The organism is Crenobacter oryzisoli, from assembly GCF_030385785.1.
GTDB lineage: Bacteria > Pseudomonadota > Gammaproteobacteria > Burkholderiales > Chromobacteriaceae > Crenobacter_A > Crenobacter_A oryzisoli.
Map to the genome: position 1 here is coordinate 14,116 of NZ_JAUEDK010000056.1, position 14,424 is coordinate 28,539.

The 14,424-nt window shown below is 65.1% G+C and carries 12 protein-coding genes; 2 read left to right on the forward strand and 10 right to left on the reverse strand.

Annotated features, from left to right (window positions below):
- Complete coding sequence (locus tag QU481_RS20300; protein WP_289831833.1) at positions 1 to 792, forward strand: inositol monophosphatase family protein; 792 nt, start codon at positions 1 to 3, stop codon at positions 790 to 792.
- Positions 793 to 871: 79 nt separating this feature from the next.
- Here QU481_RS20300 and QU481_RS20305 read toward each other — a convergent pair whose 3' ends face one another.
- From QU481_RS20305 to rarD, 3 genes are all read right to left on the reverse strand, one after another.
- Complete coding sequence (locus tag QU481_RS20305) at positions 872 to 1,186, reverse strand: hypothetical protein (RefSeq protein ID WP_289831834.1); 315 nt, start codon at positions 1,184 to 1,186, stop codon at positions 872 to 874.
- A gap of 151 nt (positions 1,187 to 1,337) precedes the next feature.
- A complete protein-coding gene (locus QU481_RS20310) occupies positions 1,338 to 1,766 on the reverse strand; it encodes a GNAT family N-acetyltransferase (RefSeq protein WP_289831835.1) in 429 nt (142 codons plus the stop codon).
- Positions 1,767 to 1,859: 93 nt separating this feature from the next.
- The gene (rarD, locus tag QU481_RS20315) at positions 1,860 to 2,753 is read right to left on the reverse strand and encodes an EamA family transporter RarD (RefSeq protein WP_289831837.1); all 894 of its coding nucleotides are present in this window, start codon (positions 2,751 to 2,753) and stop codon (positions 1,860 to 1,862) included.
- A 535-nt stretch (positions 2,754 to 3,288) separates the two neighbouring features.
- Here rarD and QU481_RS20320 point away from each other — a divergent pair.
- Positions 3,289 to 6,777, forward strand: a complete 3,489-nt coding sequence (locus tag QU481_RS20320; protein WP_289831839.1) for an indolepyruvate ferredoxin oxidoreductase family protein — start codon at positions 3,289 to 3,291, stop codon at positions 6,775 to 6,777.
- Between the two features lie 933 nt (positions 6,778 to 7,710).
- Here QU481_RS20320 and QU481_RS20325 read toward each other — a convergent pair.
- The 7 genes from QU481_RS20325 to QU481_RS20355 all read right to left on the reverse strand — a co-directional run bounded on the left by QU481_RS20325 (position 7,711) and on the right by QU481_RS20355 (position 14,281).
- On the reverse strand, positions 7,711 to 8,997 hold the full coding sequence (locus tag QU481_RS20325) for a chloride channel protein (protein WP_289831841.1): 1,287 nt from the start codon (positions 8,995 to 8,997) through the stop codon (positions 7,711 to 7,713).
- A 177-nt stretch (positions 8,998 to 9,174) separates the two neighbouring features.
- The gene (gene pyrI / locus QU481_RS20330) at positions 9,175 to 9,633 is read right to left on the reverse strand and encodes an aspartate carbamoyltransferase regulatory subunit (protein WP_289831842.1); all 459 of its coding nucleotides are present in this window, start codon (positions 9,631 to 9,633) and stop codon (positions 9,175 to 9,177) included.
- A gap of 35 nt (positions 9,634 to 9,668) precedes the next feature.
- Positions 9,669 to 10,589: an aspartate carbamoyltransferase gene (pyrB, locus tag QU481_RS20335; RefSeq protein WP_289831843.1), complete on the reverse strand. Its 921-nt coding sequence runs from the start codon at positions 10,587 to 10,589 to the stop codon at positions 9,669 to 9,671.
- A 317-nt stretch (positions 10,590 to 10,906) separates the two neighbouring features.
- Positions 10,907 to 11,710, reverse strand: coding sequence for a mechanosensitive ion channel family protein (locus QU481_RS20340; RefSeq protein ID WP_289831844.1), 804 nt, complete (start codon positions 11,708 to 11,710; stop codon positions 10,907 to 10,909).
- 80 nt (positions 11,711 to 11,790) lie between these two features.
- The gene (locus QU481_RS20345) at positions 11,791 to 12,132 is read right to left on the reverse strand and encodes a nucleotide pyrophosphohydrolase (RefSeq protein ID WP_289831845.1); all 342 of its coding nucleotides are present in this window, start codon (positions 12,130 to 12,132) and stop codon (positions 11,791 to 11,793) included.
- Positions 12,133 to 12,376: 244 nt separating this feature from the next.
- Complete coding sequence (gene gstA, locus QU481_RS20350; RefSeq protein ID WP_289831846.1) at positions 12,377 to 12,988, reverse strand: glutathione transferase GstA; 612 nt, start codon at positions 12,986 to 12,988, stop codon at positions 12,377 to 12,379.
- Positions 12,989 to 13,261: 273 nt separating this feature from the next.
- The gene (locus QU481_RS20355; RefSeq protein ID WP_289828201.1) at positions 13,262 to 14,281 is read right to left on the reverse strand and encodes an IS110 family RNA-guided transposase; all 1,020 of its coding nucleotides are present in this window, start codon (positions 14,279 to 14,281) and stop codon (positions 13,262 to 13,264) included.
- Positions 14,282 to 14,424 lie beyond the last annotated feature (143 nt).

Consider the following 14,424-nt stretch of genomic DNA (forward strand, 5'->3'; position numbering starts at 1 on the left):
ATGCCCGTACTCGATGAGGTCATCCGCGTCGTGCGCGATGTCGCGCACAGTGAGGTGATGCCCCGTTTCCTGCGCGTCGGTTCCAGCCGCAAGGACGACGGCTCGCTGTTTACCGAAGCTGATCTCGCCTGCCAGCAGGCCTTGGCCGAGCAGCTGCCCAAGCTGCTGGCCCACCCGGTGCTCGGCGAAGAGATGACCGAGGCCGAACAGACGGCGCTGTGGCAGGCGCACCGCGACGGCCTGTGGGTGGTCGACCCGATCGACGGCACCACCAATTTCGTCAACGGCCTGCCGTACTTCGCGATCTCGGTGGCGCTGATGGTCGATGGCGTCAGCCAGATCGGGGTGATCTACAACCCGGTCAGCAAGGAGATGTTCTACGCCGAACGTGGCTGCGGTGCCTACCTGAACGGCACGCCGCTACCCTTGAAGAAGACCGTCAATCCGATCGGCGACGCGATCGCCGGGGTCGAGGTGAAGTACCTGCGCTCGGGCAAGCTGGCCAGCCGCCTGGCGAGCTTGGCGCCGTGCGGCAGCCAGCGTAATATGGGCTCGTCGACGCTGGACTGGTGTTACCTTGCCGCCGGGCGCTACGACCTGTACCTGCACGGCGGCCAGCGGCTGTGGGACTACGCCGCCGGCGCGTTGATCCTCGAGGAGGCCGGCGGGCGGCTCGCGACGTTGAACACCGACTATTACTGGAGCGACACGGTGTGGAAGCGCTCGGTGATCGCCGCGCTGCACCCGGAATTGTTCGCGCAGTGGCACCGCTGGGTGCGGATGAACCAGTAACGGCGGTCCCCAGCACCGCAACGAAAAAGAGGAGCCCCTCCGGCTCCTCTTTTACTTTTGGTACGATCGGGATCGGCGCTTATTTGGCCACCGACGCCACAGCGATTGGCGCAACGGCCGGCGTGAGCCGCTTGGCGCTCAGCTCGACCGACTCGTTCAGCTCGTGCAACTCGTGCGATTTCTTCGCACCGAGCTTGGCATGGTGGATCGGCTTGTAATGATGCGGCTTGACCGGAGGGGCCTTCACCTCCTTGTCCTTGGCCGGGATTTTCACTTCGGCCGACTTGGCGACGATGATGGCCGGGTGGCTGGCCGGCTGGCTATCGGCGGCGTAACCGCTCGCTGCGGCTGCGCCGAGCGCTGCGGTGACGACCGCGAGGGTCAGGTGTTTCATGGCATCCATCCTTCCGGGCTCGATTCTGAACTTTGTGTGGCGACGCCATAAGCGCCCCCTTATTTTTTGTCATGGTACGAATCCGGTCGGACAGCGTCTGTAGGCGAAATGTCAGCAGATGTAACCAGTTGTTCGCCAAAATAAGACGCATTCACATTTTGCGCCGGTACACCTCCGGGTCGTGCCGCTCCATCACCCGCTCCGGTGCTGCCAGCTCGGTGAAACCAAACCGGGCGTACAGGCTATGCGCATCGGCGGTGACGAGCAGCATGCGGCGCAGTCCCTGCAGCTCGGGCTGGTCGAGCAGGAAGGCGACCAGGCGCTTGCCGATGCCCAGGCCGCGCGCCTCGGGCAGCATGAACACATCGGCCAGATACGCGAAGGTGGCGCGGTCTGTGACCGCGCGGGCAAAGCCGACCAGGCGGCCGTCCTGGTAAGCGGCCGCGCACAGCGAGCCGGCGATCGCCCGCTCCAGCACCTCCCGCGGCAGGCCGCGCGACCAGTACGCTTCCTCGCTGAGGAAGCGGTGGATCGCGTCGAGGTCGAGCCGGGCCGGGTCGGTGGAAAACTCGATGGTCATTGGGGCCACTCCTAGGGGGCGCGTCGCTGACGCGGCATAGTGCTGCGGTAACAAGCCCGCCGGCCCAAGCCTGGCCGAACGGGCGACTGTTTGCTAACGGCGGTAGAGCCGCAGCAGCCCTGCGCCGGTGTACAGCGCCAGGCCGCTCCAGATCAGCCCGAAGCCGATCAGGCGCGCCATATCGAACGGCTCATGGTACAGCCACACACCGAGCAGGAACTGCAAGGTCGGCGACAGGTACTGGATCACCCCGAGCGTTGCCAGCGTCAGCCGGCGCGCGCCGGAGGCGAACAGCACCAGCGGCACGGTGGTGACCACACCGGCGCCGATCAACAACAGGGTCCGCAGGATGTCGAGATGGCCGAAGGCGCCGCTGCCGTGGCGCTCGGCCAGGATCAGGCCGACCAGCGCGATCGGGGCCATCAGGAAGGTCTCCAGCGCCAGCCCCTCCAGCGACGGCAGATGGGCGGTCTTGCGCAACAACCCATAGAGCGCGAACGTCACCGCCAGCACCAGCGCCACCCACGGTACGCTGCCGACGTGCAGGGTCAGCCACAGCACGCCGAGCGCGGCGAGGCCCAGCGCCGCCAGTTGCGGCTTGGCCAGCCGCTCGCCGAGCACCAGCCGGCCGAGCAGCACGTTGACCAAGGGGTTGATGAAGTAGCCGAGGCTCGCCTCGACCACCCGGCCGTGGTTGACCGCCCAGATATAGACCAGCCAGTTCATCGACAGCAATGCCGACGACAGCGCGAAGACACCGATCCGGCGCGGCTGGCGCAGCGACTCGCCCAGCCAGCCCCAGTGGCGGCGCACCGTCAGTACGCCGGCCAACAGCAAGGCCGACCAGACGACGCGGTGGCCGAGAATTTGTTCGGCCGGCACCGCCGACAGCGGTTTCCAGTACAGCGGGAACAGGCCCCAGCACAGGTAGGCGCCGATGGCGTACAGCGCGCCCTGGCCGGCCTCGTGGGATTTTGCAGAATTCATGATTAGAACCTGTTATGAACCTGCTCGCGAGCCGCGCCAAGCGCCCAGGGTGCTGGATGCAAGGCGCGGTCGCGCAGGTCAATGTCATTCATTGACCAAGCGCCGCAACGCCGCAGACGGCGCCCTGGACGCTTGGCCCTCCGGGTTGGGGCAAAAAGGGCGCATGGCAGCGTTGCTCCCCGCTTGCTGTGCCCGCACAGCGGCGCAGCTCGCGCCTTGCCCTGCGCTCTTTTTGCCGCCAACGCGGCCACGATCAGGTTCATAACAGGCTCTCAGTTTCGTCAGTGATGATCACGCGATTATGCCTGTCGGGTTGCCAGGCTGTCGCTTGCTGCACTGGCACAAAAGCCGCAAGTCCCTTGACCAATCGTCGTGCTCGGCAGCACCTCTTTGACGTTTACGTAAGCGGAATCTATAGTCGAGCGACGCCCCTTGCCCTATAACCAGAGAAAATCGGCAGCCCACGGCCTATCCGGCCGAGGCGGGGAGTGAAGGCGCCACAAGCGCACGTCTCACTATGAGGAGAAACGAACCGATGTCCTCGCATGACCATTCGCTGCGCGAGCTGACGCTCGACGATAAGTACGTCCGCCCGACCGGGCAGGTGTTCATGACCGGCATCCAGGCGCTGGTGCGTCTGCCGCTGTTGCAGGCCGACCGCGACCGCGCGGCCGGGCTCAATACCGGCGGCTACGTCACCGGCTACCGCGGCTCCCCGCTCGGGGGCGTCGACCAGGCGATGGCCAAGGCTGGCAAGCTGCTGGAACAGCACCGCATCGTATTCCAGCCCGGCATCAACGAAGACCTTGCCGCCACCGCGGCCTGGGGCACCCAGCAGGTCAACCTGTTCGGTGGCGCCAAGGTCGATGGCGTGTTCACGCTGTGGTACGGCAAGGGACCGGGCGTCGACCGCTCCGGAGACGTGATCAAGCACGGCAACGCCGCCGGCACCAGCCCGAACGGCGGGGTGCTGCTGGTGTGCGGCGACGATCACGCCGCCAAGTCGTCGACCTTCCCGCACCAGTCCGACCACATCCTCGCCGCCAGCATGATCCCGGTGCTGTCGCCGTCCGGCGTGCAGGAGGTGGTCGACTACGGCCTGTTGGGCTGGGCGATGAGCCGCTATTCCGGCTGCTGGGTGGCGCTGAAGGCGATCTCCGACACGGTCGAGAGCTCGGCGGTAGTCGACATCACGCCCGAGCGGCTGCCGATCGTGATCCCGGATGACTTCCCGATCCCCGAGGGCGGCCTGAACATCCGCTGGCCCGACCCACCGCTGGCGCAGGAAGAGCGGCTGCTGCACCATCGCCTATATGCGGCGCTGGCATTCGCACGCGCCAACAAGCTCAACAAGGTCGTGCTCGACTCGCCGAACGCGCGCCTGGGCATCATTACCACCGGCAAGTCGTATCTGGACGTGCTGCAGGCGCTCGACGACCTGGGCATCGACGAGGCGACCGCCGCCGAGTTCGGCCTGCGCATCTACAAGGTCGGCATGGTCTGGCCGCTCGAATCGGAAGGGGTGCGCCACTTCGCCGAGGGACTGGACGAGATCCTCGTCGTCGAGGAGAAACGCCAGATCATCGAATACCAGTTGAAGGAACAGCTGTACAACTGGCGCGAGGACGTGCGTCCGCGCGTGGTCGGCAAGTTCGCCGAGAAGGGCGAGTGGGCGCTGCCGCACGGCGACTGGCTGCTGCCGGCTGCCGGCGAGCTGACGCCGGCGATGATCGCGCGCGCGATCGCGGCACGGCTGACCCGCTACGTGGACAGCGCGGCGATCCAGGAGCGGCTGGCGTTCTACGACGACAAGGAAGCGCAGCTGGTGCGCCCGCGTGAGTCGATCCAGCGCGTGCCGCACTACTGCTCGGGCTGTCCGCACAACACCAGCACCAAGGTGCCGGACGGCAGCCGCGCGCTGGCCGGCATCGGCTGCCACTACATGGCGATGTGGATCGAGCCGCATACCAGCATGTTCAGCCAGATGGGCGGCGAGGGTGTGCCGTGGATCGGCCAGGCGCCATTCACCGAGACCCGCCATGTGTTCGCCAACCTCGGCGACGGCACCTACTACCACAGCGGCCTGATGGCGATCCGCGCCGCCATCGCCGCCAAGGTCAACATCACCTACAAGATCCTCTACAACGACGCGGTGGCGATGACTGGCGGCCAGCATGTCGACGGTCCGCTCGACGTGCCGATGATCACCCGTCAGCTCGCCTCCGAGGGCGTGAAGCGCATCGTCATCACCAGCGACGACGCCGGCAAGTACCACGGCGTCACCAACCTGGCGCCGGGGGTCGAGGTGTACGACCGCCACGAGCTCGACCGCCTGCAGCGCGAGCTGCGCGAGGTCGAAGGCGTGACCATCCTGATCCACGACCAGACCTGTGCCGCCGAGAAACGCCGTCGTCGCAAGCGCGGCGAGTATCCCGACCCGGCCAAGCGTGTCTTCATCAACCAGGCGGTGTGCGAGGGCTGCGGCGACTGCGGCGAGAAGTCCGGCTGTCTGTCGGTGCTGCCGGCCGAGACCCCACTGGGGCGCAAGCGTCGCATCGACCAGAGTAGCTGCAACAAGGACTATTCCTGCCTCGACGGCTTCTGCCCGAGCTTCGTCACCGTCGAAGGCGGCGGCCTGAAGAAGCCGGCCGGCCGTTCGGCCAACCTGGCGGCGTTGCCGGCCTTGCCCGAGCCGCACCTGCCGGATTCGCGCCAGCCCTACGGCATCATGGTCACCGGCGTCGGCGGTACCGGCGTGGTGACGATCGGCCAGGTGCTCGGCATGGCGGCCCACCTGGACGGCAAGGGCGTCACCATCCTCGACATGGCCGGCCTCGCGCAGAAGGGCGGCTCGGTGTGGTCGCACGTGCGCATCGCCGACAGCCAGGACAGCCTGCACGCGGTGCGCATCGCCGCCGGCGATGCCCGGCTGGTGCTCGGCTGCGACCTGGTGGTCAGCGCCAGCGCCGAGGCGCTCGCCAAGCTGCGCGAGGGCTACTCCTCGGTGGTGCTGAACAACTACGAGTCGCCGACCAGCGCCTTCCTGAAGAACCCGGACGCGCCGTTCCCGGCACGCAGCATGCGCGATGCGCTGCGCGAGGCGGTGGGCGACAGCCACTTCCACGAAGTCAACGCCACCAAGCTCGCTACCGGCCTGTTGGGCGATGCGCTGGCCAGCAATATGTTCATGCTCGGCTACGCCTGGCAGGAGGGTCTGGTACCGGTGTCGCGCGAAGCGATCGTCAAGGCGATCGAGCTGAACGGTGCGCAGGTGTCGTTCAACCAGCAGGCATTCGAATGGGGCCGCCACGCCGCCCACGACGTGCGCGATCTGGAAAAGCTGGTCACCCCGAACGCGGTGCTCAACTTCATGCCGCGCGAGACTCCGGATGCGCTGCTGCACGACCGGATGAGCCGGCTGACCGCCTACCAGGACGCCAAGCTGGCCGAACGCTACCGCACCCGGTTGCAGGCGATCCGCACCGCCGAGGAACGCGCCAAGCCCGGCAGCACCGCGCTGACCGTGGCGGTCGCGAAGGCCTACTACCATCTGCTCGCCTACAAGGACGAGTACGAGGTGGCGCGACTCTACACCGATGGCGAGTTTGCCCGTCAGCTCGATGCCGAGTTCGACGGCGACTTCAAGCTGCACTTCCATCTGGGCGCCGGCTGGTTGACCGGCGGCAAGCCGAAAAAGGTCAGCTTCGGCCCGTGGCTGCTCACCGCGATGAAATGGGTCGCGAAGCTGAAGGTGCTGCGTGGCACGCCGCTTGACCTGTTCGGCTGGCAGGCCGACCGCAAGCTGGAACGCCAGCTGATCGCCGAATTCGAGGCGCTGCTCGACGAGCTGGAAACCAGCCTCAACCGCGACAAGCTCGCCACCGCAGTGGAGCTGGTGCGCCTGACCGAGAGGGTGCGCGGCTACGGCCACGTGAAGGCTCGCCATGCCGGCGAGGTGGCACCAAGGCGCGAAGAGCTACTGGCGCAGTACCGCAGCCCGCCGCCGGTGCGTCACGCCGCCTAATGAGCTCCTTGTTGTTGATGACGGATTGCCCGGCCTTTCGGCCGGGCTTTTTTTATGGGAGCTGAAATACGACGGCCATTGACGGACAGGCGTGCCATTTGGTCAACGTGGTTGGGCATACCGCCTTGTCGGTCTCGCCCGACCGGCGAGGTACTTTCTTTGCTTCGTCAAAGAAAGTACCCAAAGAAAGACGACCCCACCGCGCTGGCCTTCGGCTTCCCACGCGCCTGCCAAGCGGCCAGGCGCCGCCGAACTCGCGGGCGGCTAACGTCCGCCCACTCGAACATGCCGTGGCTTAAAACCTGGCCGCTTGACGATCGCTCGGCGGCGCAAAGGGGATGGGCCGGCCGATTGCTGCAGCAGTGGATTTGGAAAGCTTAACAACGGCGCCGGCTTCGTGAGTGAGCCCCAAACATTGGCCGAATCCGTTCTCTTCAAATGAGATCAAAACTGTTCTACCAATCTTTGCCGTTATCCACAGAAAGGGTCCAGCGAAGCATCTTGTCCACAGCCAACGGTAGACCAAGTAACCCACGGTTTTTCCAAACAAACTTAATGATCGTTACCAACGACCACCCTGCCCTCTTCGACGCCGCCGAGGACGGCGCGGTCAACGGGGGATGTCGACGAGCACTGTCCGAGTGCTGGCAACGCCGGCACGAGTTGCGCAGCCGCCCGTTGGCCGTGTCGCCCGCAGGGCAGCCCGCGTAGCGGGCCGGCGTCGTGGGGTCGCCTTCTTTTGGTTACTTTTTTTGGCGAAGCAAGAAAAGTAACTCGCCGGTCGGGCGAGACCGACAAAGCGACTGTCTGCACTAAGAGTTGGTCGAGAAGCGCGATGGGCTCCTCCCCCATCCAACCGAACGGTGAATTACCGAAAAACTTTGCCAAACGAGTTTGACCCCGGCGAAGGAGCGTGGACTCGGCCAACCTCGCCTATCGCGGATAGATCGACCCGCCGCCGAGCAAGCGGCTCACCATCACCGCCAGCACTGCCGCCAACATCACCGGCAGCAACAGGGAATACTGGCCGGTCATCTCCGACAGCATCAGCATCGCCATCAGTGGTGCCTGCGTTGCACCGGCGAGCAAGGCAGTCATGCCGACCAGCGTGCATGCCGCAAGACTCAGCCACCCCGGCCACAGGGCATTGATCGCGAGGCCTGCCAGCGTGCCGAGCGCCGCCCCGACAAATAGCGTCGGAGTAAATACCCCGCCGACAGCACCCGAGCCGGTGCTCGCCGCCGTCGCGACCAACTTGGCGAGCAGGATGCCCAGCACCAGCGACCAGCCGAGCGGCTCATTCAATAGCCGCGTCACCGTGCTGTAGCCGTTGCCCCACACCTCCGGATAGACGAGCGACAGCAGGCCGACCAGCAGCCCCCCGAGCGTCATCCGCCACGGCAGCGCCAGCGGCAGCCGCCCGAACAGGCGGCGAGTGTGTTCCAACAGCGCGATATAGGCCGGCGCCATCGCGCCGAGCAGCAGCGCGATCAGGCAGTAGCCGGGCAGTTGGGGGAGCGACAGTGTCGGCAGCGTCGCCAGCCGGTAGACCGGCTCGTAGCCGAACAGCTGGTAGACGGTACTGCTCGCCAGCACCGCCGACACCACCAGCGGCACCAGCTGGCGCACGTGCAGCCGCCCCCACACGATCTCGGCGACGAACAGCACCGCCGCCAGCGGTGCATGGTAGGCCGATGCAAGCCCCGCGGCAGCGCCACACGACACCATCAGGCGGCGCCGGTAGCGCGGCAGACTGCGCAGCTGGCCGCTCAGCGAGCCGACCAGCGCCGCGAGCGCCACCATAGAGCCCTCGCGACCGATCGAGCTGCCCGACGCGATCGACAGCAGCGACGAGCCACTCTTCACCAGCGTGGTGCGCACGCCGAGCTTTCCGTCGCCGACCCGCACCGCCTCCATGTAGTCGCCGGTGGCCGAGCCGCGCGCGAGCGCCAGGCCCTTCTGCAGGATCAGTCCGGCCACGAAACCACCGACCAGCGGAACGATGACGCGCTGCCACGGCGCCAGGCTGCGCGCCAGGCTGACCAGACCGTTGCGTGGCTCGGCGGCCAGCAGCGACTCGATCAGGTAGAGCAGTTCGCGGAACAGGATGGTGGCGAGCGCCCCCGCCACGCCGAGCACGGCGGCGAGCAAGAGGTCGGACAGCGCGGCGCGCAGCCGCCAGCGTCGGGAGGGGATGAAGGAAACGGGAAACCGCAGCATGTCGGAACTCTGGCAGCCGGCGCTGGTCAATGCAAGCCAGCGGAAGCCGTGAAATGAAAAGCGCCACGGTGACCCGTGGCGCCCTTCTCTTTTTTTACGCCGTCGTCGCAGCGCTTCTTGTACAGCTTCTCCGTAAACCTGTGCAACGCATCGGTGCGTCTGTCGACACCAGAGCGTTTACTTCACTTCCGCTACAATATCCTTACTGAACACCTTTTCGCAATACTTGCATTTCATTTTTGTGTCGTTAACTGTCGGCTTTACATAAAAAAAGCTCTTCACCGGCTCGCCGTGCGAGATGCAGTTCGAGTTCGGGCAGTCGAAGATGCCCTCGATCGTCTCCGGCAGTTCCAGCTGGTGTTTTTTCACCACCTCGAAGTTCTCGATCACGTTGACGGTGGCACGCGGCGCGAACAGCGCCAGCTCGTTGGCCTGCTCCTCGGTCAGCGCGATGTTCTCCACCTTGATGATGTCCTTGGCGCCCATGTGGCGGCTCGACAGGTTGAGCCCCACGGTGACGCGCTCGCCGGTGTCGGCGAGCTTGAACAGGCTCAGGATCCTCAGGCCCTGCCCGGCCGGCAGGTGGTCGATGACGGTGCCTTCCTTGAGCGCTTCGACGGTACGGGTGTATTGCATGTCAGTTCCTTTATTCGCTATCCGGTAGGGGCCGCTCAGACGGTCTCGTTCAGCACCAGCGCCAGCAGCGCCTGGCGGGCGTACACGCCGTTCCTGGCCTGCTCGAAGTAGTAGGCGTGCGGCGTGCTGTCGACATCTGCGGCGATCTCGTCGACGCGCGGCAGCGGGTGCAGCACCTTCAGATTCGGGCGGGCGTTGGCGAGCATGTCGGCGCGCAGCACGTACTTGCCCTGGATCTTCCGGAACTCGGCCTCGTCGAAGCGCTCGCGCTGCACCCGGGTCATGTACAGGATGTCCACCTGCGGGATCACGTCCTCGAGGCTGTTCACCAGCGTGTACTGGACGCCCTTCTCGTCCAGCTCCTCGCAGATGTAGTCCGGCATCGCCAGCGCTTCCGGCGACACGAAGTAGAAGCGGCAGTTGAACTGCGACAGCGCCTGGGTGAGCGAGTGCACGGTGCGGCCGTACTTCAGGTCGCCGACGAAGGCCAGGGTGAGGTTCTCCAGCGTGCCCTGCGTCTCCTTGATGGTGAACAGGTCGAGCAGCGTCTGCGTCGGGTGCTGGTTGGAGCCGTCACCGCCGTTGATCACCGGCACCGCCGAGAACTGGCTCGCCAGGCGCGCCGCGCCTTCCTTCGGGTGGCGCATCACCACCGCGTCGGTGTAGGAGCTGATGATCTTGATCGAGTCGGCCAGCGTCTCGCCCTTCTTCGCCGAAGTGTTGGCGCCGTCGGCGAAGCCGATCACGTTGCCGCCCAGGCGCTGCACCGCGGTCTCGAACGACAGGCGGGTGCGGGTCGACGGTTCGAAGAAGCAGCTGCCGATCAGCTTGTCCTTGAGCAGGTCGTTGCGCGGCGCGTGCTTGAGACGGCCGGCGGTGTCCACGACGAGTTCCAGTTCCTCCCGGCTGAAGTCCGGGATCGAAATGATGTGCTTTCGGTAGAGTGGATTGGCCATGGCTTCGCTTTCCTTAAATGCGCGTCTCGTCGGATTTTGGCCAAAAAAAAAGCTCCCGAATCAGGAGCTTATTTTCTGGAAACACTGAGGGCTCGGAACACCGCAGCTGCCAGCAACGACCCCTTCCCTCCGGCGCGGGAGGTCTGCGGCAACGCAGGGCGGGTGGCAGTCTGGGTCATGGGGATGTTCCGAACAAAACTGCGGGATTCTAAAACAAACTAGCCCCTTAGCAATAGGCCAGTTGTCGCAATTTGGACAGAAATTTACCCAAAATCACAAACTGGTCCCGCAGGACCGGTGTATTCACCCGTTTGGCATCAAAGCTGGCGCAGCGCCACCGGCTGCTCCGGCACCGGGAAGCCGGCGCGGCCCAGCTCCTCGCGAATCGCCAGGTTGCTGTCGAAATACACCTGCCAGTAGTCGCCCGGCTTGCAGTACGGCCGCACCGCCAGCACCGGGCCGAACGGGGTGAACTCCAGCAGCGCCACGTCCGGCTTCGGGTCGGCCAGCACATTCGGGATCGCGGCGAGCTTGTCGCGCAACAGCGCGATCGCCTGCGCATGGTCGGCACCGACCGCCAGCTGCGCCTTCAGGTCGACGCGGCGGAAGGGGTTGGCACTGTAGTTCTGGATGTTGTCGGAGAACAGCTTGTTGTTACCGACCAGCGTCTTGACGTTGTCTGGGGTGTCGATGGTGGTGGCGAACAGGCCGATCTCGGTGACGGTGCCGGTGACGCCGGCGGCGCAGATGATGTCACCGACCTTGAACGGGCGCAGCACAATCAGGAACAGCCCGGCAGCGAAGTTGGCGAGCAAGCCGCTCCAAGCCAGGCCGATCGCCACGCCGGCGGCGGCGAGCACCGCGGCGAAGGTGGTGGTCTCGACGCCGAGGTAGCCGAGGATGCCGATCACCAGCAGGACGGTCAGCGACACCGACAAGAAGGAGTGCACATAGCGCACCAGCGTGGCATCGACACCGCGCCGGGCCAGCTGCCGGTCGAGCATCCCCGACGCGAAGCGGATCAGCCAGCGGCCGACCACCCAGAACACCAGCGCGCCGACCACCTTGATGCCGAGCTGAACAGCGAGATAATGCCAATTGCTCCAGTCGATCTGGTTCATCACTCCCCCTCGATGCAAGTTTTGGCTGCCGTTTCAGCATAGAGAATCAACGCTCTCTATGCCAAAAGAGCAGACTCGTCCTACCTCGCCGGCGGGGCCGGGTATTTCAGCGCGTTCTTCGCAAGCTTGTCGCGCACCGCGTGGTCGAGATCGACGCCGAGCACACCCGCGAGCCGCACGAGATAAAGCAGCACGTCGGCCAGCTCCTCATTCAGGTGCATCCAGGCTGCCGGATCGTCGGCGAGCCGCGCACACTCGGCGTCGCTCTTCCACTGGAAGATCTCGGCCAGCTCGCCGACCTCGCCGGTGAGCGCCAGCATCAGGTTGCGCGGGGTGTGGAAGCGCTGCCAGTCGCGCTCGTCGGCGAAGCGTTGCAGCGCGGCGGCGAGCGGGGCGTAGTCGAGCAGTGGGGTATCGTTCATGTGAAGGCTTTCAGGGCAACCTCAGGACAGTGACAAGGCAGGATGCCGAGGGGTGACCGAATCCCCTTGGCGGGAAAACGGCATTCAACGCCGGTGACGTAGCGCAGCGACGCAGCATGGCCGGCAGTGTGATGGAGGCCACCGTCCACGCCTCGCGGCCGATGTCCCCGTCGCAGTATCGCCAGGCCGCCGCACCATGACAAACGCCCCGCGAGCGGGGCGTCGGTTCGGCAAGGCGGCCGACTCAGCCGAGCAGGCCTTCGGCGCTCATCGCGCTCTTCACCGCGGGCCGGGTGGCCACCCGTTCGACATAGGCCTTCAGCGTCGGCCAGCCGTCGAGCGACAGTTTATGGTAGTGGGTCCAGTTGAGGATGGTGAACAGATAGGCGTCGGCGATGCTGAATTCCCCCGTCAGATAGTCGCGGCCTGCCAGCTGCGTGTCCAGCCAGGCGAAGCGGCGCTCGAGCCGCTGCACCGCGCCGGCCTTCTCGTCGGCGCCGGCAGCGGGGTTCCACAGCGGCGAGAAGCCCTTGTGCACCTCGGTGGCGATGAAGTTCAGCCATTCCTGCAGCCGGTAGCGCCCCATCGTGCCGTTGGCCGGGGCGAGCCGCTGCTGCGGCGCCTGGTCGGCCAGGTACTGGAGCACCGCCACGCATTCGGTCAACACCGCGCCGTCGTCCAGCTGCAGCGCCGGCACATAGCCCTTGGGGTTGATCGCCGCGTAGTCGACCCCGCCGGCGGTGCGGTGCGGCTGGACGCGCAGATCGACCGCCTCGAGCTCGCTCGGCAGGCCGGTCTCGGCCAGCACGATGTGCGGTGCCAGCGAGCAGGCACCGGGCGCGTAGAACAATTTCATGATGGCCTTATATGGACGCCTCCCGGCTTGGCAAGCGATGTTCGATGCGGGCTTCGAGATCTGGCTGCAGACTTATATCCGGCCTTTATTGCAGACTCGGAGTCTGCTGGCCCTGATGGAATTCGCAGGGGAAGGCCTCATCTCCTTGGAGTCCTCGAAGGACTGGCCATCATTCAGGCTTACTTCCCCACGGTCCGACCTGTTCTGCCATCAAGCGCACATCAACCTGCGCAACCTTTCAGCGATCCACCTCCTAAAGGGTTCGTTAATCTTTTACGCGGCCTTGGCCACGTAGTCCGTTTGATACGTCCGGCCATGGGCCAACAGCGCCCAGATCGTTCGTGCCATCTTGTTGGCCAGCGCTACCACCGCCGCATTGAACGGTCGTCGCGCCAGCAACTGGTCCAGCCAGGGATCGCGCACCTTCTGATGCGTCGCCACTGCCCTGGCGCCATGAATCAGCAGCGTGCGCAGATACACATCACCGCGCTTGCTGATCCCCAGCAACTTCACTCGCCCGCCGGTGCCGCTCTGGCGTGGCACCAGGCCGAGGAAGGCGGCAAACTCGCGCCCAGACTTGAATGTCTTGGCATCCCCAATCATTGCTACCGCCGCTGTTGCGGTGAGCAAGCCGACACCCGGAATGGCCATCAGTCGTTTGGCTGCTTCATCTTCCTTCTTCCACACCGCCAGCTTGTGCTCAAGCTCGGCGATGTCTTGGCCCAATGTCTCAATTCGCTGTAGTTGGCTACGGATCGCTTCGATCACCATCACTGGCAACGTGTCTTCCAGCCGCGCAAGCTCATCAGGAATCCGCTCCAGCGCCTTGTGTCGCCCCTTTGGCAGCTCGGCTCCGAACTCGTACAACAGCCCGTGTAGCTGGTTAGTCTGCATCGTCCGCATCTTCACCAACTGCTCGCGCATCCGGTGCAACATCAGCACGCTTTGCTGGCCTTCGCTCTTGAGCGCGACGAACTTCATCCCTGGCCGCTGCGCCGCTTCCCAGATCGCCTGCGCATCGGCTGCGTCGGTCTTGTTGCTCTTCACGAACGGACGGACGAACTGCCCGGGAATCAGCCTGACCTCATGCCCAAGCTCCTGGAACAGCCGGCCCCAGTAGTGCGCACTGCCGCAGGCCTCCATCGCGATCACCGACGTTTCCCGGTTGGCGAAGAACTCGTTCAGTTGCGCCCGTTTCACTTGCCGGCGGCAGATTTCACCGGTAGCGGTATCCACCCAATGCAGTTGGAAAACCCGCTTTGCCAGGTCCAGACCGAATGTCGTAATCTTCATATCGAGCCCTCCTTACCGTTTGTGGTTGTTGCTACACCACCACTTTGGCACTTTAGATGCCGTCAGGTATTGCGAGGGCTCCTGTCGTTCTGCAGACCGCCGTCGTCACCTTCGGGCAGGAGGGAGGCGTCCATTACATCTCC